This is a genomic window from Bradyrhizobium sp. 521_C7_N1_3 (assembly GCF_052075975.1).
Taxonomy (GTDB): domain Bacteria; phylum Pseudomonadota; class Alphaproteobacteria; order Rhizobiales; family Xanthobacteraceae; genus Bradyrhizobium; species Bradyrhizobium japonicum.
In genome coordinates this window covers 8,037,057-8,057,351 of the sequence record NZ_CP197232.1, presented here as the reverse complement: position 1 = coordinate 8,057,351, position 20,295 = coordinate 8,037,057, and the positions used below count along the sequence as shown (strand labels likewise).

General features: G+C 65.1%; 20 protein-coding genes. 16 read left to right on the top strand and 4 right to left on the bottom strand.

The features are described from left to right. Nucleotides 1–72: 72 nt before the first annotated feature. Nucleotides 73–978 (bottom strand): phosphoserine phosphatase SerB, encoded by a 906-nt coding sequence (gene serB, locus AB7008_RS37900; protein WP_028156449.1) that lies wholly within the window; start codon nucleotides 976–978, stop codon nucleotides 73–75. An 11-nt stretch (nucleotides 979–989) separates the two neighbouring features. Between serB and miaA the strand changes: the two genes are divergently transcribed. The 10 genes from miaA to AB7008_RS37850 all read left to right on the top strand — a co-directional run bounded on the left by miaA (nucleotide 990) and on the right by AB7008_RS37850 (nucleotide 10,484). Further along, nucleotides 990–1,946 carry a tRNA (adenosine(37)-N6)-dimethylallyltransferase MiaA gene (miaA, locus tag AB7008_RS37895; RefSeq protein ID WP_304491034.1) on the top strand — a complete coding sequence of 319 codons (957 nt, stop codon included), beginning with the start codon at nucleotides 990–992 and terminating at the stop codon, nucleotides 1,944–1,946. A gap of 398 nt (nucleotides 1,947–2,344) precedes the next feature. Then, a complete protein-coding gene (locus AB7008_RS37890) occupies nucleotides 2,345–4,120 on the top strand; it encodes an acetolactate synthase 3 large subunit (RefSeq protein WP_014493062.1) in 1,776 nt (591 codons plus the stop codon). A 4-nt stretch (nucleotides 4,121–4,124) separates the two neighbouring features. Beyond that, nucleotides 4,125–5,078 carry a threonine dehydratase gene (locus tag AB7008_RS37885; RefSeq protein ID WP_304491033.1) on the top strand — a complete coding sequence of 318 codons (954 nt, stop codon included), beginning with the start codon at nucleotides 4,125–4,127 and terminating at the stop codon, nucleotides 5,076–5,078. Next, nucleotides 5,078–5,218 (top strand): hypothetical protein, encoded by a 141-nt coding sequence (locus AB7008_RS37880; protein ID WP_304491032.1) that lies wholly within the window; start codon nucleotides 5,078–5,080, stop codon nucleotides 5,216–5,218. The genes AB7008_RS37885 and AB7008_RS37880 overlap by 1 nt, the downstream gene beginning before the upstream one ends. A 13-nt stretch (nucleotides 5,219–5,231) precedes the next feature. Then, on the top strand, nucleotides 5,232–5,774 hold the full coding sequence (ilvN, locus tag AB7008_RS37875) for an acetolactate synthase small subunit (RefSeq protein ID WP_014493064.1): 543 nt from the start codon (nucleotides 5,232–5,234) through the stop codon (nucleotides 5,772–5,774). A gap of 3 nt (nucleotides 5,775–5,777) precedes the next feature. Then, nucleotides 5,778–6,473 (top strand): class I SAM-dependent methyltransferase, encoded by a 696-nt coding sequence (locus tag AB7008_RS37870; RefSeq protein WP_304491031.1) that lies wholly within the window; start codon nucleotides 5,778–5,780, stop codon nucleotides 6,471–6,473. Nucleotides 6,474–6,522: 49 nt separating this feature from the next. Beyond that, complete coding sequence (locus AB7008_RS37865; protein WP_248879375.1) at nucleotides 6,523–7,398, top strand: EamA family transporter; 876 nt, start codon at nucleotides 6,523–6,525, stop codon at nucleotides 7,396–7,398. Between the two features lie 7 nt (nucleotides 7,399–7,405). Next, the gene (locus tag AB7008_RS37860) at nucleotides 7,406–8,008 is read left to right on the top strand and encodes a LysE family translocator (protein WP_304491030.1); all 603 of its coding nucleotides are present in this window, start codon (nucleotides 7,406–7,408) and stop codon (nucleotides 8,006–8,008) included. 132 nt (nucleotides 8,009–8,140) lie between these two features. Then, nucleotides 8,141–9,160 (top strand): ketol-acid reductoisomerase, encoded by a 1,020-nt coding sequence (gene ilvC, locus AB7008_RS37855; protein WP_014493068.1) that lies wholly within the window; start codon nucleotides 8,141–8,143, stop codon nucleotides 9,158–9,160. A 472-nt stretch (nucleotides 9,161–9,632) separates the two neighbouring features. Continuing rightward, nucleotides 9,633–10,484, top strand: a complete 852-nt coding sequence (locus AB7008_RS37850; RefSeq protein ID WP_248879373.1) for an SDR family oxidoreductase — start codon at nucleotides 9,633–9,635, stop codon at nucleotides 10,482–10,484. 7 nt (nucleotides 10,485–10,491) lie between these two features. Here the strand turns inward: AB7008_RS37850 and AB7008_RS37845 are convergent, their stop codons facing one another. Then, nucleotides 10,492–11,112, bottom strand: a complete 621-nt coding sequence (locus AB7008_RS37845) for a ferric reductase-like transmembrane domain-containing protein (protein WP_304491029.1) — start codon at nucleotides 11,110–11,112, stop codon at nucleotides 10,492–10,494. A gap of 106 nt (nucleotides 11,113–11,218) precedes the next feature. On the opposite strand from AB7008_RS37845, the gene AB7008_RS37840 reads away from it, so the two are divergent. Both AB7008_RS37840 and AB7008_RS37835 read left to right on the top strand, forming a co-directional pair. After that, on the top strand, nucleotides 11,219–11,884 hold the full coding sequence (locus AB7008_RS37840) for a TetR/AcrR family transcriptional regulator (protein WP_304491028.1): 666 nt from the start codon (nucleotides 11,219–11,221) through the stop codon (nucleotides 11,882–11,884). A gap of 311 nt (nucleotides 11,885–12,195) precedes the next feature. Further along, a complete protein-coding gene (locus AB7008_RS37835; protein WP_304491027.1) occupies nucleotides 12,196–13,911 on the top strand; it encodes a sulfatase-like hydrolase/transferase in 1,716 nt (571 codons plus the stop codon). Between the two features lie 5 nt (nucleotides 13,912–13,916). Here the strand turns inward: AB7008_RS37835 and AB7008_RS37830 are convergent, their stop codons facing one another. Both AB7008_RS37830 and AB7008_RS37825 read right to left on the bottom strand, forming a co-directional pair. Beyond that, nucleotides 13,917–15,476 (bottom strand): glycine betaine ABC transporter substrate-binding protein, encoded by a 1,560-nt coding sequence (locus AB7008_RS37830; protein ID WP_304491026.1) that lies wholly within the window; start codon nucleotides 15,474–15,476, stop codon nucleotides 13,917–13,919. Next, nucleotides 15,473–16,255 carry an ATP-binding cassette domain-containing protein gene (locus AB7008_RS37825; protein WP_304491025.1) on the bottom strand — a complete coding sequence of 261 codons (783 nt, stop codon included), beginning with the start codon at nucleotides 16,253–16,255 and terminating at the stop codon, nucleotides 15,473–15,475. Before AB7008_RS37825 ends, AB7008_RS37830 begins: the two co-directional genes overlap by 4 nt. 277 nt (nucleotides 16,256–16,532) lie before the next feature. On the opposite strand from AB7008_RS37825, the gene AB7008_RS37820 reads away from it, so the two are divergent. From AB7008_RS37820 to AB7008_RS37805, 4 genes are all read left to right on the top strand, one after another. Continuing rightward, a complete protein-coding gene (locus AB7008_RS37820) occupies nucleotides 16,533–17,351 on the top strand; it encodes an ABC transporter ATP-binding protein (protein WP_014493075.1) in 819 nt (272 codons plus the stop codon). Next, nucleotides 17,351–18,136 (top strand): ABC transporter permease, encoded by a 786-nt coding sequence (locus AB7008_RS37815; protein ID WP_014493076.1) that lies wholly within the window; start codon nucleotides 17,351–17,353, stop codon nucleotides 18,134–18,136. The genes AB7008_RS37820 and AB7008_RS37815 overlap by 1 nt, the downstream gene beginning before the upstream one ends. A 102-nt stretch (nucleotides 18,137–18,238) precedes the next feature. Next, nucleotides 18,239–18,775: a DUF305 domain-containing protein gene (locus AB7008_RS37810; protein WP_304491024.1), complete on the top strand. Its 537-nt coding sequence runs from the start codon at nucleotides 18,239–18,241 to the stop codon at nucleotides 18,773–18,775. Nucleotides 18,776–18,784: 9 nt separating this feature from the next. Beyond that, nucleotides 18,785–20,254, top strand: a complete 1,470-nt coding sequence (locus tag AB7008_RS37805) for a YncE family protein (protein ID WP_304491023.1) — start codon at nucleotides 18,785–18,787, stop codon at nucleotides 20,252–20,254. Nucleotides 20,255–20,295 lie beyond the last annotated feature (41 nt).

Sequence of the window (20,295 nt, the reverse complement as noted above, 5' to 3'; positions counted from 1 at the left end):
CAGTGCGAGGATACGGAGACGCCGCGGCGTACCGGATGCCCGCCTTCGCGGGGCATGACGGTGGAGAGGAGGCTAAGCCTCCACGAACTCGTCCCGCCGATACCCCTGCGCATAGAGCAGCGCGGTGAGATCGCCATGGTCGATCCGCGCGGCGGCCGCAGCCGCGACCGCCGGCTTGGCGTGATACGCCACGCCCAGGCCCGCCGCCTGGATCATCGCGAGATCGTTGGCGCCATCGCCGACCACGACGGAGTCGATGTCGTCGAGATCGAACGACTCCATCAGATCCACCAGCGTCGCAAGCTTTGCCGCACGGCCCAAAATCGGCTCCTTGACCTCGCCGGTGAACTTGCCGTCGCGGACGACGAGCTCGTTGGCGCGGTTCTCCTGGAAGCCGATCTTGGCGGCGATCGCGCTCGTGAACAGCGTGAAGCCGCCGGAGACGAGACAGGTATAGGCGCCGTTGGCGCGCATGGTCGCGACCAGTTCGCGGCCGCCCGGCGTCAACGTGATGCGCTTGGCCAGCACCTCGTCGACCACGCCGGCGGGAAGGTCCTTAAGCAGCGCGACGCGCTCGCGCAGTGCCGGCTCGAACTCGATCTCGCCGCGCATCGCGCGTTCCGTGATGGCCGCCACGTGGGCCTTCATCCCGACGAGATCGGCGAGCTCGTCGATGCATTCCTGGCCGATCATGGTCGAATCCATGTCGGCGAGAAAAAGCTTCTTGCGCCGGAAGCCGACTGGCTGCACCACGATGTCGATGGGAAGGTCGCCGCGAAGCTCGCGCAACCGCTGTTCGATGGCGTGACGGTCGCCTTGGAGGTTATCCTGCGCGCCGAAGGGAATGTCGACCGCAACCCCGTCGAACAGCCAGTGCGCAGGTTGCGCCTGGGGCAGCACGGCGCGGGCACCGTCGACGATGGTGCTGTCGAGCGCGGGATTGTCGGGATTGCAGATCAGCGTGGCGACGAGGGACATTTGAGGTTTTCGTGAGCGAGGGGCAAGTCAGCAGAAGGCATGTTGGCAAGGCCGTGCTTATCGCAGGCCCGACCGCCAGCGGCAAGTCGGCGCTGGCGCTTGAGCTTGCCCTGAGTACGGGCGGAATCGTCATCAATGCCGATTCCATGCAGGTCTATCGCGACCTCCGCATCATCACCGCGCGCCCCACACATGGCGAGGAAGGACGCGCACCGCACCGTCTCTACGGCCACGTCGATGCGGGCGTGAATTTCTCGGCCGGCGCCTGGGTGGTCGACGCGACGAAGGCGCTGGAAGAGGCGAAAGCCGAAGGCCGCCTGCCGATCTTCATCGGCGGCACGGGCCTTTATTTCAAGGCGCTGACGGCGGGGCTCTCCGTGGTGCCGCCGATTCCCGCCGAAATACGTGAGGGGGTGCGCGCGCGGCTGGAGCGGAACGGCGTCGAGGCGCTGTATCAGGAACTTGCACGCCGTGATCCGCGCGCCGCGGAACGATTGAACCTCCGCGACCGCACCCGGATCGCGCGCGCGCTCGAAGTGGTCGAAGCGACGGGCCGTTCGCTGCTCGACTGGCACCACGAAGGCCAGCCGCCGCTGCTGCCCAAGGACAGTTTTCGCGCGGTGTTTCTCGCCCCCGAACGCGACGAACTCTATGCCCGCATCGATGCCCGTTTCGATGCCATGCTCGGTGCCGGCGCGTTGAGGGAGGTGGAGCGGCTCGCCGCCAGACATCTCGATCCGCTGCTGCCGGCGATGAAAGCCCATGGCGTGCCAGCCCTGATCCGGCATCTGCGCGGTGAGATCGGCCTGGACGATGCCGCCGCGATCGGTCGCGCCGACACCCGCCACTACGCCAAGCGCCAATTCACCTGGTTCCGGCACCAATTGCCCGAATTCGAATGGGTCAAGCCCGAGGAGGCGAGGGGTTGGCTCGCCGCCATCGTGAATGCGGAGCGGGATGAGGGGTGAGAGCTCGCTCCACCGTCATTCCAGCGCGATGCGAAACATCGGCCCCGGAATAACGAGCGGGGGTGCTGACGCGCTTTTGTACCCGGGTTCCCGAATTTACCTCTCGCCGAACCCCGGGAACACCGCTACACTGCCAAAATCGCGCGGGAACGGCCGCATCGCCTTGACATCCGGGCTTTGACCGTTATGTTTCGCGCAACCTTTGGGAAGCTGAGCGCCTGCCATGCGTAACATTATTACCAAACTCCTTATCGCCGTCGTACCCAGGCACACCGCCGGGGGTGGCTAGCTGCCATCCACATGACAGGCGGTGTGCAGGGTCCCTCTTCGGGGCCTTTTTTATTTCCCGAACCCGACACGAACGAAGCCGCTGACAACAGCGCATCCGGAGCAAGACAATGAGCGACAAGAGCCACGATCCGAACCAGATGACCGGCGCCGCGATGATCGTCCGTGCGCTCATCGATCATGGCGTGACCGACATTTTCGGCTATCCCGGCGGCGCCGTGCTTCCGATCTATGACGAGATCTTCCAGCAGAGCGAGGTCCAGCACATCCTGGTCCGCCACGAGCAGGGCGCGGGCCACGCCGCCGAGGGCTATGCGCGCTCGACCGGCAAGCCGGGCGTTGCACTGGTGACCTCCGGACCCGGCGCCACCAACATGGTGACGCCGCTGACCGACGCGCTGATGGACTCGATCCCGCTGGTCTGCATCTCCGGCCAGGTGCCGACGCATCTGATCGGCAACGACGCGTTCCAGGAGTGCGACACGGTCGGCATCACGCGGCCCTGCACCAAGCACAATTGGCTGGTGCGCGACGTCAACGATCTCGCCAAGGTGCTGCACGAGGCCTTCTATGTCGCGACCTCCGGCCGTCCCGGCCCGGTGCTCGTCGACGTGCCCAAGGACGTGCAGTTCGCGACCGGCACCTATCATCCGCCGCGCAAGTCGGACGTGCACCGCTCCTACGCGCCGCGCGTGAAGGGCGACGCGACGCAGATCCGCAAGGCCGTGTCGCTGCTCGCCAACGCCAAACGCCCGGTGATCTACAGCGGTGGCGGCGTCATCAATTCCGGCCCCGAGGCGACCAAGCTCCTGCGCGAGCTGGTCGAGGTCACCGGCTTCCCGATCACCTCCACGCTGATGGGCCTGGGTGCCTATCCGGCATCGGGCAAGAACTGGCTCGGCATGCTCGGCATGCACGGCACCTACGAAGCCAACATGACCATGCATGACTGCGACGTCATGCTGTGCGTCGGCGCGCGCTTCGACGACCGCATCACCGGCCGCGTCGATGCGTTCTCGCCGGGCTCGAAGAAGATCCACATCGACATCGATCCGTCCTCGATCAACAAGAACATCCGTGTCGACGTGCCGATCATCGGCGACTGCGGCAACATCCTCGGCGACATCCTCCAGGTGTTCAAGGCGGAAGCGAAGAAGCCCGACATCAAGGCCTGGTGGCAGCAGATCGCGCAGTGGCGCGCCCGCAACTCGCTCTATTACAAGAAGAGCAACGATGTGATCCTGCCGCAACACGCGATCCAGAGCCTGTTCGAGGCGACACGCGGCAAGGATACTTACATCACGACGGAAGTCGGCCAGCACCAGATGTGGGCGGCGCAGTTCTTCGGCTTCGAAGAGCCGCATCGCTGGATGACGTCGGGCGGTCTCGGCACCATGGGCTACGGCCTGCCGGCCGCGATCGGCGTGCAGGTTGCCCATCCCGACAGCCTGGTCATCGACATCGCGGGCGATGCCTCGGTGCAGATGACGATGCAGGAGATGTCGACGGCGGTTCAGTACGAATTGCCGATCAAGATCTTCATCCTGAACAACCAGTACATGGGCATGGTGCGGCAATGGCAGCAGCTGCTGCACGGCAATCGCCTGTCGCATTCCTATTCGGAGGCGTTGCCGGATTTCGTCAAGCTCGCGGAAGCCTATGGCGGCGTCGGCATCCAGGTGCACAAGCCCTCCGATCTCGACGGCGCCATCCAGGAGATGATCTCGGTCAAGCGTCCGGTGCTGTTCGACTGCCGCGTCGCGGCGCTCGAAAACTGCTTCCCGATGATCCCCTCCGGCAAGGCGCACAACGAGATGCTGTTGCCTGAGCAGGCGAACGACGAAGCCACCGCAAAGGCGTTCGCCGGCGGCAAGGCGCTGGTGTGACGTCATGTTCGATCTGACGGAGCTCGAGCGCGCACATGCGATCGTGGGGCAGGCGGTGCCGGCGACGCCGGCACGCGGCTGGCCGCTGCTCGCCGAGCGCCTCGGGACGCAGGTCATCGTCAAGCACGAGAACCACACGCCGATCGGCGCCTTCAAGGTGCGCGGCGGTCTCGTCTATCTCGAAAGGCTGAAGCGCGAGCGGCCGAACATTCCCGGCATCATCTCGGCGACGCGCGGCAATCACGGCCAGAGCCTGGCCTTTGCCGCGAGCCGCCACGGCGTGCCGGCGGTGATCTACGTGCCGCGCGGCAACTCGGTCGAGAAGAACCGGGCGATGAAGGCGTTTGGCGCCGAGCTCGTCGAGCATGGCGAGGACTTTCAGGCGGCCGCCGAAGAGGCGCAGCGGCGCGCCCAGTTTACCGGCCTGCACATGGTGCCGTCGTTTCATCCGGATCTCGTGCTCGGCGTCGCCACCTATGCGCTCGAACTGTTCCGGACGGCGCCGGATCTCGATGTTCTCTACGTGCCGATCGGGCAGGGCTCTGGAATCTCCGGCTGCATCATGGCCCGCGACCTCCTGGGCCTGAAGACCGAGATCGTCGGCGTGCAGTCCACCGAAGCGCCGTCCTACGCGCTGTCGCTCGCGGCCGGCAAGGTCGTGACGACGAAGACCAGCAACACGTTGGCCGACGGCATGGCGACGCGCATTCCCGACGCAGACGCGTTCGCGCTGATCCGCAAGGGTGCCGCGCGCATCGTGCAGGTTTCCGACGGCGAGGTCGCCGCCGCGATCCGCGCCTACTGGACCGACACGCACAATCTCGCCGAAGGCGCCGGCGCCGCCGCGCTCGCCGCGGCGCTTCAGGAAAAGACCAAGCTGTCAGGCAAGCGCGTCGGTCTCGTGCTGTCCGGCGGCAATATCGATTTCGATCTGTTCAAGCAATGGGTGGTCGCGTGATGACGCGAGCGATCGCCAAATACACCGCTGTCATCGTCCGGCTTGACCGGACGATCCAGTACGCCGCGGCAGATATGGAAATCTCGACGCTGGCGATTACTGGATGCCCCGCCTTCGCGGGGCATGACAAGAAAGAATAGAGGGGACACGACAATGAACCAGCCCGCATCCGCCTACTTCATCGAGGACCGCCACGATCCCAACGAGACGCATACGCTTTCGGTGCTCGTGCAGAACGAGCCGGGCGTGCTCGCTCGCGTCATCGGGCTGTTCTCCGGACGCGGCTACAACATCGAGAGTCTCACCGTCTCGGAGACCGAGAGCCAGAAGCATCTCTCGCGCATCACCATCGTCACCACGGGCACGCCGATGGTGATCGAACAGATCAAGCACCAGCTCGACCGCATGATCCCGGTCTATCGCGTCGTCGACATGACCCTGACCAAGCGCTCGATCGAGCGCGAGCTTGCGATGGTGAAGGTGCGCGGGCAGGGCGAGCATCGCGTCGAGGCGCTGCGGTTGGCGGATGCGTTCCGCGCCCGCGTGATCGATGCCACCACCGAGAGCTTTGTGTTCGAGATCACAGGCAATACGGACAAGATCAACCAGTTTATCGACCTGATGCGCCCGCTCGGCCTTGTCGAGGTGTCGCGCACCGGCGTTGCCGCGATCGGCCGCGGGCCTGAAGGGATGTGAGCCATGCTGGCGCGCGACTGGTACTACAACGAGCGCAACCGGATGGGGATCGAGCCGGCGGTGGCTTCGATCTACGACGCCCATGACGATGCCGATCTGCGGGCGCGCGCCGCGCTGAAAATGCTCGGGGTGCAGCGCGGCTGGCGCATCGCGGATATCGGTTGCGGCAACGGCGTGCTCGCCACCGAAGCGGCGCTGATGGGTGCCGAGGTGGACGCCATCGACATCTCGCCGGCGATGCTGGCGCTCGCCGAGATTTACGCCCGCGACCGCAAGGCGCCGGTGCGCACGCAGTCGGCCGGCTTGCTCAGCTTCGCCTACCGCCCGGAATCCTACGATCTGATCGTCAGCGAGTTCACGCTGCACCATCTGCCGGATTTCTGGAAGGCGGTGGCGATGTCGCGGATCTACCGTGCACTGAAGCCCGGCGCGAGCTTCTATCTGCGCGACATCGTCTACGCCTCGATGCCCGACGCCATCGAGCGCGACGTCGAGCAATGGGCCGACTTCCATATCAAGAACCACGATTTTTCGCGCGAAGGCGTCGTCACGCACATGCGCGACGAATATTCCACCTTCGGCTGGGTGATGGAACGGATGCTGACCGATGTCGGCTTCACACTGGCCTCGGTCGACTACCACGCGCCGATGCACGGCACTTATCTGCTGCGGAAACCGAAAGCCGGCGAGCAAGGCTAGAACAGAACAACAAACAGGGCTGCACGACAAAGCAGAACCGAGAACAACAATGAAGCCGGCCGATATCCTCATCGCCATTCTGGTGGCGGTCATCTGGGGGCTTGCCTTCGTGGCGAGCCGGATCGCGCTCGACGAATTTTCGCCGGAGCTGATGACGGCGATGCGCTTCACCATTGCCGCGGTGCCGTGCCTGTTCATTCCCAAGCCGAAGATCGCCTGGTCGCTGCTGATCGCGATCAGCTTCACGCTGTTCCTCGGCCAGTTCCTGAGCCAGGCCTACGGCATCGCGCACGGTGTGCCGGTGGGGCTCACCAGCGTCGTCGTGCAGAGCCAGGCGCTGTTCACCATCGGCTTTGCCGCGATCGCATTCGGCGAGCGGCCGACGCCGGTGCAGACGCTCGGCATCGTCGTCGCCGCAGTCGGCCTGCTCTTGATCTGCGGTACCGTCGGTTACGATTTCAGCGTTGGTGCCTTCGCGGTGCTTATGATCGCCCCGATTTGCTTTGCGGTCGGCAATCTCCTGCTGCGCGGCGCCCGTGGCGCGCCGATGTTCGACCTGTTCGCCTGGCTCTGCCTCACCGCCGCCGTGCCGCTGTTCGCCCTGGCACTGGTCGTCGACGGGCCGGCGCAGACCTTCCAGTCGCTGATCCATATGTCGCCGACTGGCCTCGGCTGCCTGCTGGCGATCGGCGCCATCTCGACCAGCATCGCCTATTGGCTGTGGGGCCGGCTGCTACGTGATTATCCAGCCGCTCAAGTGGTGCCGTTCGCGCTGCTGGTGCCGTTCGTCGGCTCGGCCGCTTCCAGCATCGTGTTTGGCGAGAAGTTCGGCCCGTTGCGGCTGGCCGGGATGCTGACGGTCATCGGCGGCATCGCGGTGATGGTGCTGGCGAGACGCCCGCAGCCGCTGCCGAAGACCGCGTGAGGTGAGCATGTCCCAGTCGCTGCTCTATGCCTTCATCATCTTCGCCCTCGTGATGTTCTTCACGCCGGGGCCGAACAACATCATGCTGCTGTCGTCGGGACTGACTTACGGCTTCCGCCGCACCATCCCGCATATCGCCGGCATCACGATCGGCTTCGCCTTCATGGTCGGCGCCGTCGGCCTCGGGCTCGGCACGGTGTTTCTGGCCTATCCGATCCTCCAGACCATCCTGAAATATGCCGGCGCCGCCTACTTGATTTACCTCGCCGCGGTGATCGCCTTCTCGGGGCCGGCCAAGCCGGGCGAGGAGGACGGCCGTGGCCCGATGACCTTTTGGGGTGCGGCGATGTTCCAGTGGATCAACGCCAAGGGCTGGGTGATCGTGATCGGCACCATCACCGCCTATGCGGCCATCGCCCAATTCCCCCTGAACATCGCGATCCAGACCCTGATCAGCCTGCTCGTCGGCACGGCCTCGACGGTGGTCTGGGCCCTGTTCGGCACTGCACTACGACCGGTACTGACTTCGGAGCGGCTGGTCCGCGCATTCAATATCGTGATGGCGCTCCTGCTGCTCGCCTCCCTCTACCCCGTTTTCATGGATGCATGATGTCGCGGATTTCCATGCAGAAACGGGTTTCCCTAGGGGCTGAAAATGCTCTAGACAGCCCCCGAAATCCGCAAATTTCACCCTTCGGACACTGACTATCGGCCGCTTCTGGCCCTGAACGAGGAAACGACTATGCGTGTTTATTACGATCGCGACGCCGACCTGAACCTGATCAAGGGCAAGAAGGTCGCCATCGTCGGCTATGGCAGCCAGGGCCACGCCCATGCGCTCAACCTCAAGGACTCCGGCGTCAAGGAAGTCGCCATTGCGCTGCGCAAGGACTCGGGCTCGGTCAAGAAGGCGGAAGCCGCCGGCTTCAAGGTGATGGAAGTCGCCGAAGCCGCCAAATGGGCCGACCTCGTCATGATGCTGACCCCGGACGAGCTCCAGGGCGACATCTACCGCGAGCACCTGCACGACAACATGAAGAAGGGCGCTGCCCTCGTGTTCGCGCACGGCCTCAACGTCCACTTCAACCTGCTCGACCCGCGCGCCGACCTCGACGTGCTCATGATCGCGCCGAAGGGTCCCGGCCACACCGTGCGCTCCGAGTATCAGCGCGGCGGCGGCGTGCCCTGCCTGATCGCGATCGCCAAGGACGTCTCGGGCAATGCCCATGACCTCGGCCTCTCCTACGCCTCCGCCGTCGGCGGCGGCCGTGCCGGCATCATCGAGACCACCTTCAAGGAAGAGTGCGAGACCGACCTGTTCGGCGAGCAGGTCGTGCTCTGCGGCGGTCTGGTCGAGCTGATCAAGGGCGGCTACGAGACCCTGGTCGAAGCCGGTTACGCCCCGGAGATGGCCTATTTCGAGTGCCTGCACGAAGTGAAGCTGATCGTCGACCTGATCTATGAAGGCGGCATCGCCAACATGAACTACTCGATCTCCAACACCGCGGAGTACGGCGAGTACGTCACCGGTCCGCGCATCGTCACGGCGGAGACCAAGGCCGAGATGAAGCGCGTTCTCGCCGACATCCAGGGCGGCAAGTTCGCCCGCGACTGGATGCTCGAGAACAAGGTCAACCAGACCTCGTTCAAGGCGACCCGCGCCAAGCTCGCCGCGCATCCGATCGAGGAAGTCGGCGCGAAGCTGCGCGACATGATGCCCTGGATCAAGAAGGGCGCGCTGGTCGACAAGAGCAAGAACTGACGGCTGCGCCGTCATTCCGGGTTCGCGACTTCGTCGCGCCCCGGAATGACGCGCGAAACACGAGCTTCGCTCGCCGAACCAAATCTTAAACCTTCTCGACTACATCGGAGCGAGATCGCGAACGGCGGTCTCGCTCCTTTCATCTCGCGCGAAGCATTGCTGCTTCATTCAAATTCTTCGCGAGCTGACACGCCCCCTGAGCACGAAGAACTGACGCTTAAACTACATTCTTGGTCTCGCGTCGTTTCAGAACTTTTCCAGAAGCTTGCGATCGCCAAAAGCCCAGCGTCTTCAAGATCGAGGATTCGGATCTTCATCTGCATTTTCAGGGCGCAATCAATCTCATGTCGCGAAGTTCGCGCGCCGCTTCATCTTAAGAATCGACACCCGCGACGTCCCTTTGATCGTTGGGCGGCATTGCGTTGACACATCCTTCTCTCCATGATCGCGGGGACTTGAGGGGGAGGGGTCTATGCGATCTGTCGTCGTCACCGGCGCGTCCACCGGCATCGGCTGGGCCATTGCGAAATTTCTGATCGGGCGCGGCTACCGCGTCTTCGGCAGCGTCCGCAAGCAGGCCGACGCCGACCGGCTCAGGGGTGAGTTCGGCGCGAACTTCACGCCGCTCCTGTTCGACGTTACCGACGAGGCCGCCGTGCTCGCCGCTGCGCGCCAGGTTCGCGAGGCGCTGGCTGGCGAGACGCTGGCGGGGCTCGTCAACAATGCCGGCATTGCGGTCGCGGGGCCGGTCCTGGAATTGTCGGTCGACGATTTCCGCCGCCAGATGGACATCAACGTCATCGGCCCGGTCATCGCGACGCAAGCCTTCGGGCCGCTGCTCGGCGCGGACCCATCGCTGAAGGGGCCGAAGGGGCGGATCGTGATGATCAGCTCCGTCGCCGGCAAGAACGGCAATCCGCTGTCGGCGCCCTACTGCACCTCAAAGCATGCCATCGAGGGCCTGTCCGAGAGCCTGCGGCGCGAGCTGATGTTGTTCGGGATCGACGTCATCATCGTCGCCCCGGGCGCAGTGAAGACGCCGATCTGGAGCAAGGCCGAAGAGATCGATCTCTCCGTCTACCGGAACTCGCCCTATCTGCCGGCGCTGAACAAGGTCATGGCGTTCATGATGGACCTCGGTGCGAAGGGGCTGCCGGCGGAGCGGATCGCCGAAATCGTGTTCGAGGCGCTCACCGCCGCGAGCCCCAAGGTGCGCTACCAGATCACGCCGGACCCGCTGCGCCATCTGATCGGCGCATTGCTGCCGAAACGGACCGTCGATCGCATCATCGCCAAGCGCCTGGGGTTCCTGCCGCAGGGCTGATCGACGTTCAGCTCGCTTCGGCCGTCCGTCGGCGGGGTTGGGCCGTCATCGCGATCAGCCGCAGCGCCATCACGGCGAGCAGCGGAACGAGGAAAGCGGCATAGAGCGGCATCGCCGGCACGCGCTTGCCGAACGACACCATGAACTGGAACCAGAGATAGTAGCCGCCCACGAGGTGCAGCGCGCGCCAGGCGCGCGGCCCGAGCTGCGCGGCGGTGCGGTCGAACGAGGTCGCGCTCATGGCGATGATGAACGCATAGCCGATGCCGCCGAAGATGTAGGAGGCGGCCGAAGTCGCCTCCGCAAAGCCGGCCGGGTCCATCTTGGCGAAGGCAACGATCGCGCCAGCGTGGATGGCGTGGGAGGCCGCAAAGCTCAGGCCCAGATAGCGGCGGTTGCGGCGCTGCCAGCGGGTCCAAGGGTTAGGCCGCAGCCGTGCGAGCGCCGCCGCACTGAAGGCAAGGCAGAACAGCAGCAGCGAGCTTCGCGCCGTGAAACGGATCACCATCCGCACGCCCTCGACCTCGAACTGCCGCATCGACGCGATCCACAGGCTGAGCGCGATCAGGCTCAGGGAGAGAGCGGCGAGCAGCCGCCAGCCCTCGAACCAGTTTTGGCGTTGTGACATGGCGATCTCCTCCCTCATGTAATCATCGATTACATTTCGGGCTGGCGAAATCGTCAACGGTGTAATCGATGCTTACATTCACGTTGAGGTGATGCTAGGAAGCGCCATGCCCGCCCGACAGCCGTCCAAGCCGCGCACCCGCCACCAAACGCCAGAAACCCGGCCCTATCATCACGGCGACCTCCGCCGCGTGCTGATCGATGCCGCGTTGCAACTGGCGGCGGAGGGAGCCGAGGTCTCGGTGCGCGAGGCCGCGCGCCGGGCCGCGGTTTCGCCGGGGGCGCCGTTCCGGCACTTCCCCAACCGCGACGCGTTGATGGCGGCGGTGGCCGGGGAGGCGCAGCGGCGCTTTCGTGCCGAGATCGAGGTGGCGCTGGACCAGGCGCCGGCCACCGACCCGCTCGGCCGCTTCCGCGCCTTCGGGCTCGCCTACTTGCGTTGGGCGATGCGAAACCCCGCGCATTTCGAGATCATCTCCACGGGGCGCTACTTCGCCCATGGCAGCTCCGCGGAGCTGACACGCGACAATGCCGAGCTGATCGCTCTGACCGAACGGATGCTGGCAGATGCGGCGGAGCAGGGCCTGCTGCGGTCGGCCGACCTCAAGCGCATCCAGATCGCCGGCCGCGCCCTGGTCTACGGCTTTGCCCGGATGAATCTCGACGGCCACTTTCCGCGCTGGGGGGTGGAGGAGGGCGAGACCGAGCGGATGGCGGAAGGGGTCATCGACCTTTTTATCGCGGGGATCGCGAAGTCGGGCCGCGGCTCCTGAACTGACTGACCCTCATGGCGAGGAGGCGCGTAGCGCCGTCTCGAACCGTGAAAGGCCCGGCTGTCAATCCGGGCCTCGCCCGTCAAGGTGCCTGCTTCGCAGGTTCTTCACGGTGAGGGGATGGAGTTGGCCGTGCGGCTGTTCGCCGCCTGCTAACATTAAGCGAAGGTCGGATCGCGACACGCGTTGCTTGTCCGTGACCATTCAATTACAGTTTTGTGACACGGTGCAGGCTTCCGGCTGCGCCGAACGCCGCAGGCCGACCGACGGCTGGGTATTCATTGCGCCGGACCAGCTGTTGCGTGCCGTCGATGGCGTCCGCGCCGAATCCAGGTCCTTCTGCCACGACCGCCGTGCTGGCGAGCGTCGCCGCGCTCGGTATCTGGCGGCTGCTCGCGGTTGCCGCGCCGCATCTTGCCGCCCTCGCGCTCATGTACGAGACCGAGACCGATTTCGGTTCGCGCCTCTCCTTCGTGCTCGCCTGGGGCATCCTCAATTTCTTCTGGATCACGCTCTTGCGGCGGCCGGCACTGTCGGGTGCGCTGTCGCTGACCATGGTCGTCGTGCTGGTGCTGCTGTCGCGGCTCAAGCACGACGTCGTGCAGATGACGGTCAACTTCATCGACCTGATGATGATCGACCGCGACACGGTGGCGTTCCTGTTCACGATCTTCCCGAACCTGCGCTGGTCGGTGATCGGGGCCGGCCTCGTCACGCTGCCGCTGATGTATGCGCTGTGGTGGCTCGATCCGTTTCGCATCCGCCGCCTGCCGGCGTTCGCGTCCACGCTCGCCTGTCTTGCCGCACTGGTCGGCTATTCGCTCTATCATCCGGACGAGGCCTGGCGCGGCTATTATGACGACGGCTATCTCTCGAAATTCTTCCGCTCCGGCGTCAGCGCGGTTTCCGACTTCGCGCAATACGGTTTCATGGAGTCGGCGGCCTCGACCAACGAGCGGCTCAACATGCCGCTGGTGGATGCCTGCCACCCCGCGGGCCGCCGGCCGAACATCATCATGGTCCATGATGAATCGAGCTTCGACATTCGCGCCGCCCAGGGCATCAAGGTGCCGCCGCGCTATGGCGATCATTTCAAGTCCTGGGACGGCAAGCAGCGCACGTTCCTGGCCGAGAGCAATGGCGGGCCGAGCTGGTTCACCGAATACAACGTGCTCGCTGGCCTCTCCTCGCGCTCGTTCGGCCGCTTCGCCTATTTCGTGACGCGCATCGCCTCAAACCGCGTCGAGCGCGGCCTGCCGCTGGCGCTGCGCCGCTGCGGCTATGACACGCTATCGCTCTATCCCGCCTATGGCGGCTTCATGGGCGCGCGCAGCTTTCAGGTGACGACCGGCGTCGAACGCTTCCTCGACTCGAAGGATCTCGGCGCCAAGGACGTCGAGCCAGACTCTTTTTTCTACGACAAGGCGCTCCAGCTGATGGGCCAGCAGCCGCCGAACAAGCCGCTGTTCACCTTCATCTATCTCGGCGCCAATCATTTCCCCTGGGAGACGCGCTTCCGCCCCGATCTGCTGCCGAACTGGCGTGCGCCGGGTAACAATGTGGCGTCGATCGACGAATATCTGCGGCGGCAGGCGATGAGCGCCGAGCAGTACAGAACGTTTGTCGCGGGGCTGAAGAAGAATTTTCCCGGCGAGCCCTTCCTGATCGTGCGCTACGGCGATCACCAGCCCGAGTTTGCGCCGAACCTCCTCGAGCCCGGGCTCGACGAGGGCGCGCTCGGCAAGAAGCTCGACGCTTACGATCCGCGTCTCTATGCGACCTATTACGCGATCGACGCCATCAATTTCGAGCCGGTGAAGAGCGAGGCCGTGATGGACACGGTCGACGGCCCCTATCTCCCGCTGGTGATCCAGGAAGCCGCCGGCATTCCGCTCGATCCCTCCTTTGCCGAGCAGAAGCAGATCATGCTCCGCTGCAAAGGCATCTTCTACGGCTGCAAGGACGGCGCCGAGGCGCGGCGGCTCAATCGACTGCTGATCAATGCCGGGATCATCAGGGGGCTGTAGTCGGCCTACCGCTTGCCCACCTTCTCCCAAAGCCACTTCGCCACCGCATCCGGCGATGAATTCGCGTCGTTGCCGCTGGCGCGCAAATTGGCCTCGCGCATTGTGGCGATGTCGATCTTGTCGAGCAGGGGCTCGAGCGCGGCCCGTAGTCGCTCATCGCCGGCGCGCTTTGGCGCCAGCAGCAGGATCGCGTCGTAGGGCGGGATCGCGTGCCTGGGATCGTCGAGCACGACCAGATCGTATTTCGCGATCAGCCCGTCGCTGGTGTAGCCGGCGATCACGTCGACCTCGCCGCTGGCGACGGCCGCATACATGAAATCCGGCTGCATCTGGCGCTGGGCGCGGAACGAGAGGCCATAGGATTTTTGCAGCGCCGCCCATTCGGGGCGCGAGAAGAACTCGTAGTCGCCGGCGATGGACAACGCTGGAGCATGCGCGGCGAGATCGGCGATGGTGCGGATGCCGAGCGCCTCGGCGCGCTTCTTCGGCATCACCAGCGCATAGGCGTTCTCGAAGCCGAGCTCGCCGAGCAGGGTGATGTTGTCCTTCGCGAGCGCTGTCTTGAGCTCCGCCAACAACTCCGCGCGCGGCTTGATGTCCGTGCGGTGCAGCTGGTTGGACCACAGCGTGCCGGAATAATCGACATAGAGATCGATGTCGCCGGCCTTGAGCGCCTCGAAGATCACGCTGGAGCCAAGACCCGACCGCGCGGTCGCGGAGAGGCCGGCGGCCTGGAGGCGGTCCCTGAGCAGGGCCGACAGCACATATTGCTCGGCGAATGTCTTGGCGCCGACGACATAGCTCTGCGACGAGCGTCCCGTCGTCGGCACCAGCGTTGCGAGGACCAGCGCCGCGATCCCGATGCCGCCGAGCGCGGCAGGCAGGCGGCTGCGCTGGCGCAAGCCGCTCTCGATCAGGCCGAGCAGCTGATCGACGGCGAGCGCGAGCAGGGCCGAGGCAAAGCAGCCGAACAGCACGAACACCCAGTTCTGGGTCTGAAGCCCGGCAAAAATGTAATTGCCGAGGCTGGTCTGCCCGATCGGTGTTGACAGGGTCGCCGTGCCGATCACCCACACTGCCGCGGTGCGGATGCCGGCCATCATCACCGGCAGCGCCAGCGGCAGCTCGACCATGAAGAGCGACTGCCGCGCGGTCATGCCGACGCCCTTGGCGGCTTCGATCAGCGCGGGATCGATGCCGTTGAGGCCCGTGATGCCGTTGCGCAGCACCGGCAGCATCGAATAGAGCGCGAGCGCCAGCATCGCCGGCAGGAAGCCGAAGGCGGAGAAGGAGATCCCGAACCAGGCGAGCGTCAAGGACGCGGCCAGCAGCAGCAGCGGATAGAACAGCGCGAGCAGTGCCAGCCCGGGCACCGTCTGCACGATGCTTGCGAGCGCGAGCAGGACGGCGCGCGGCGCCGGGCGGTTGCGCGTCAGGATCGCCAGCGGCAGGCTGACGGCGAGGCCGAGCGCGAGTGCGGCGAGGCTGACCCGCACATGATTGCCGAGATAGTCGGGCAGATGCGACAGCGCCTCGCCCCAGCGCGGATCGGCGAACAGGCTCATGCGGCACCGCTTTGTGGCAGCAGCGCGTTCAGCCGCTCGACCTGGCGCCGTGGCGTGCGCAGCAGCTCCAGCACATAGGCGTCGCCGCTGTTCGAGAGTTCCGCGGGCGAGCCCTGCGCCAGCAGTCGTCCGCTACGCATCACCGCGATGCGGTCGGCGAGCAGGATCGCCTCCGTCATGTCATGGGTGATCATGACCGTGGTCAGGCCGAGCTTGCGATGCAGCTCGCGAAAATCCTCGCCGAGCGCATCGCGGGTGAGGGGATCGAGCGCGCCGAACGGCTCGTCCATCAGCACGATGCGGGGTCGCGCCGCGAGCGCTCGCGCCACCCCGACGCGCTGACGCTGGCCGCCGGAGAGCGCCTCGGGCAGGCGATCGCGATGCGCGCGACGGTCGAGTTGCACGAGCTCGAGCAGCTCGTCGACCCGCGCGGTGATGTCCGCTGCCGGTGCGCCCAGCAGCCTTGGCGTGATCCCGATATTGTCGGCGACGCTCAGATGCGGAAACAGCCCGCCGCTCTGGAAGACGTAACCGATCCGGCGCCGCAGCGCGACCGGATCGACGGTCTGCACATCCTCGCCCTCGACCGTGATGGTGCCGGCATCGGCCTCGATCAGCCGGTTGGCGAGCCGCAGCAGCGTGGTCTTGCCGGAGCCGGAGCCGCCGACGATGGCCAGAAATTCACCCTCGGCGATATCGAGCGACACGTCGTCGACGGCCTTGAGTGAGCCGAAGTTCTTGCTGACGCGGGAATAGCTGATGGCAGGTTGGGAAGGCATTCGACGCGGCTCACTCTTCCTTACCCTCCCCTGGAGGGGGAGGGTCGCTCGCGCGAAGCGCGGGCGGGGTGGGGTGATCCCAACACGGGCGGTGTTGGACGTGGAGGGACCGTCACCCCACCCCGGTCCGCATTCCGCTTCGCTTCATGCGCACCGACCCTCCCCCTCCAGGGGAGGGTGAAGGCGGCGACGGAGCCCATGCGTAGCACGCTTGGCGGCTCGATTGAACTTGGCCGCGCGAGCGGCTAAGGCATCGGGCCAAGTTCGGAGGGAACACATGACGACGCCCACGGCAGTGGCGCTGGAAGACGCCAAGGTCGCGTTCCGGCTGGGGGACGACCGGGTCTATACGGCGGTGGAGAAGGCGCATCTTTCGGTGGCGCAGGGCGAGTTCGTCGCCATCGTCGGGCCGACCGGCTGCGGGAAATCGACGCTGCTCAACGTCGCGGCCGGCCTGCTCAAGCCTGCCGCCGGCAGCATCAAGATATTCGACCGGCCGCTCGCGGGGCTGAACCGGGACGCCGGCTACCTGTTCCAGGCCGATGCGCTGTTCCCCTGGAAGACCGCGCTCGACAATGTCGCGATCGGGCTCGAGATCGCGGGTACGCCCCGCGCCGAAGCGCTGCAACGCGCGCAAAAATGGCTGACTTCCGTCGGCCTCGGGGCTTTCGCCAACCGCTATCCGCACATGCTCTCGGGCGGTCAGCGCAAGCGCGTGGCGCTGGCGCAGGTGCTGATCCGCGACCCAAAGATACTCCTGATGGACGAGCCGTTCGGGCCGCTCGATGCGCAAACCCGCCAGGTCATGGGCAATCTGCTGCTCGACCTCTGGAATGCCGACCGCAAGGCCGTGCTGTTCGTCACCCATGATCTCGAAGAGGCGATCGCGCTCGCCGATCGCGTCGTGATCATGTCGGCGGGGCCGTCCTCGCGCATCATCGGCGACTGGCGCGTGAGCTTGCCGCGCCCACGCGATATTTTCGAGGTGCGGCTGGACAAGGAGTTCCATGCGCTCCACCGCGAGATCTGGAGCGTGCTCAAGGACGAGGTGATGAAGGGCTACGCGCAATCGACCCAAGCGGCGGAGGCGATCTGATGTCGCGCGTGACGCTGCTTGCGCTGCAAGTCCTGGTCGCCGTCGTCTGCCTCGTACTGTGGCAGCTCTTTGCGACCGTGCCGGTGTTCGGAAAAATCCTGTTGCCGCCGTTCTTCTTCTCCAACCCGGTCGATGTGTTCAGCCAGATCGTCAAATGGTTCTCGTCCGGCGTGATCTGGAAGCATCTCGGCATCACGTTGACGGAATCGATTTTGGCGTTCGTGATCGGATCGCTCGGCGGCGTGCTGGTCGGCTTCTGGTTCGCGCGCCAGCCGCTGGTTGCCGCGGTGTTCGACCCTTACGTCAAGATGGTCAACGCGCTGCCCCGCGTCGTGCTTGCGCCGATCTTCGCGCTGTGGCTGGGCCTCGGCATCTGGTCCAAGGTCGCGCTCGGCGTGACGCTGGTGTTCTTCATCGTGTTTTTCAACGTCTACCAGGGCGTCAAGGAAGTCAGCCGCACCGTGCTCGACAATGGCCGCATGCTCGGCATGAGCGAGCGGCAGCTGATGCAGCACGTCTATTGGCCGTCGGCGCTGTCGTGGATGTTCTCCTCGCTGCACACCTCGGTCGGCTTCGCCGTGGTCGGCGCGGTCGTCGGCGAATATCTGGGATCGGCGGCGGGGCTTGGCTATCTGATTCAGCAGGCCGAAGGCATCTTCGACGTCGCCGGCGTGTTCGCCGGCATGTTCGTGTTGTCGGCCTTCGTCATCCTGATCGACTTCGGGGTGACGCTGGTTGAGCGCAGGCTGCTGGTCTGGCGGCCGACCGTGGACGGGCGGGGATAGGCCGCCTCGTTTGCCTGCTGACGTTTATGTGATTGACCGCCCGGAATAGAACGCGCGGCCATACGTCATACCCCCATGCAACCACCTGCATGGGAGTTCAGGATGCCCCCCTCACAGTTTCGCCGCGCCGTAGCGGTGTTCGCAGGCAGATGCCGATGGCCTAGGCCCGGCCTCGGCACGGCGTTCCTTGCCGCGCGCATTCTGGTCGCGTTCGCACTCCCGCCGCTCGTGTTCGCGCATGAATCCCATCCGGCCGCCCCGCCGGCCGCGGTGAGCACGGAGGAGCGTGCGTTTCTGGAAGAAAACGAAGCGGCGATGACCAAGATGATGAACGACATGGCGGCCAAGCCGACCGGCGACATCGATCGCGACTTCGTCGCAATGATGAGCCCGCATCATCAGGGCGCGATCGACATGGCGATCATCGAATTGCGCTATGGCAAGAACGAGCAGCTGCGGCGCATCGCCCAGGAAATCATCGTCGACCAGATGCAGGAGATCGCGGCCATGAAGCTCGCGATCGGCGAGTCCGTGTCAGACACGACGCCCGCCCCGACCCAGCCGCCCTCAGCTCCCAACACAGCCGTTCATCATCATCCGGGCATGCAGATGGATATGTCCACGGGAATGAAGAAGTAGGAGTCGCAGATGACCACGTCACGAAGCACTATGATGAAGACCATTTTCCTCGCGGCCACGATGCTTGCGACGGGTTCGGTAGCGTGGGCAGGGCAGGCGCCGGGCGCGCTGTCCGCCCCCGATATTCCGGTGAGCCACCACGACCGCGTCTACGCCGCAGAGCAGTTCTCGAATACCGTCTCGGTCACCGATCCCGTCGACAACAAGCTGCTTGGCGTGATCCGGCTGGGCGACCCGCAGCCCGGCAATTTCAGCCCGCTCTACAAGGGGCAGGTGCTCGTGCATGGCATGGGCTTCTCGCCCGATCACAAGACGCTCGCCGTGGTGTCGATCGGCTCGAATTCGGTGAGCTTCATCGACACCGCGACCAACGCGGTCAAGCATATCACCTACGTCGGACGATCGCCGCACGAGGCGTTCTTCACGCCGGACGGCAAGGAAGTGTGGGTCACCGTTCGCGGCGAGAACTACATCTCCGTCATCGATCCGATCAGCTTCAAGGAGAAGACCCGGATCACGACCCCGAACGGGCCGGGCATGCAGATCTTCTCACCCGACGGCAAATACGGCTACATCTGCTCGTCGTTCAATCCCGAGACCGACGTCGTCGCGGTGGCCGAGCACAAGATCATCGCCACGGTGAAGCAGGAGAGCCCATTCTGCCCGAACATCGCGGCGACGCCGGATGGAAACCAGGTGTGGTTCACGCTGAAGGACGTCGGCCGGACACAGGTGTTCAACGCAAGGCCTCCGTTCAACGCGATCAAGACGATCGATACCGGGCCGATCACCAACCACGTCAACTTCGCGCACACCGCCAAGGGCACGTTCGCCTACGTCACCATCGGTGGCCTGAACGAGGTAAAGGTGTTCCGCACCGACGATTTCTCGCAGGTCGCGACGATCCCGGTCGGCAATCTGCCGCACGGCGTCTGGCCATCTGGCGACGGCACACGCATCTATGTGGGGCTGGAGAACGCCGACGCGCTCGCGGCCATCGACACGGCGACCAATAAAGTGGTCGGGAATGTTCCGATCGGTCAGGCGCCGCAGGCGATCGCGTATGTTCCAAATGCTGCGCCTGACCCTGATGACCGCCAGAATTTGCAGGCCCTCGGCGTCGCCGGGCAGGTCGCTCATCTCACGCTTGCGTCGAAGGACGGTGCGAAGGACGGCGCGGCGCCGACCAGCGTGTCGCTGTTCGATCAAGGCCTGATTCAGATCTTGCAGGCTTCGGTGACGGGACTTCAACCCAAGCAGAAATATGTGCTTGCCCTGGCGGAGCATGGCGACGGCAGTGGCCCGTTGCAGCCGTTGGCGGCGTTCATGACCAATCCGGCTGGATCTGCTATCGTCAATGTGGCCGGTCCGATCCGGCAGATCGTCGACCGGTCTGCCGCTGACGCAAAGCGATACCTGGTGATTGCGGCCGGCGACGCGGCCATGCCGGGTGAGGCCGTCCAGATCGAGGCGCGATGACGCGCCGTCCGACGTCGGCAAAGGACAGGTGGAGCGCCCCG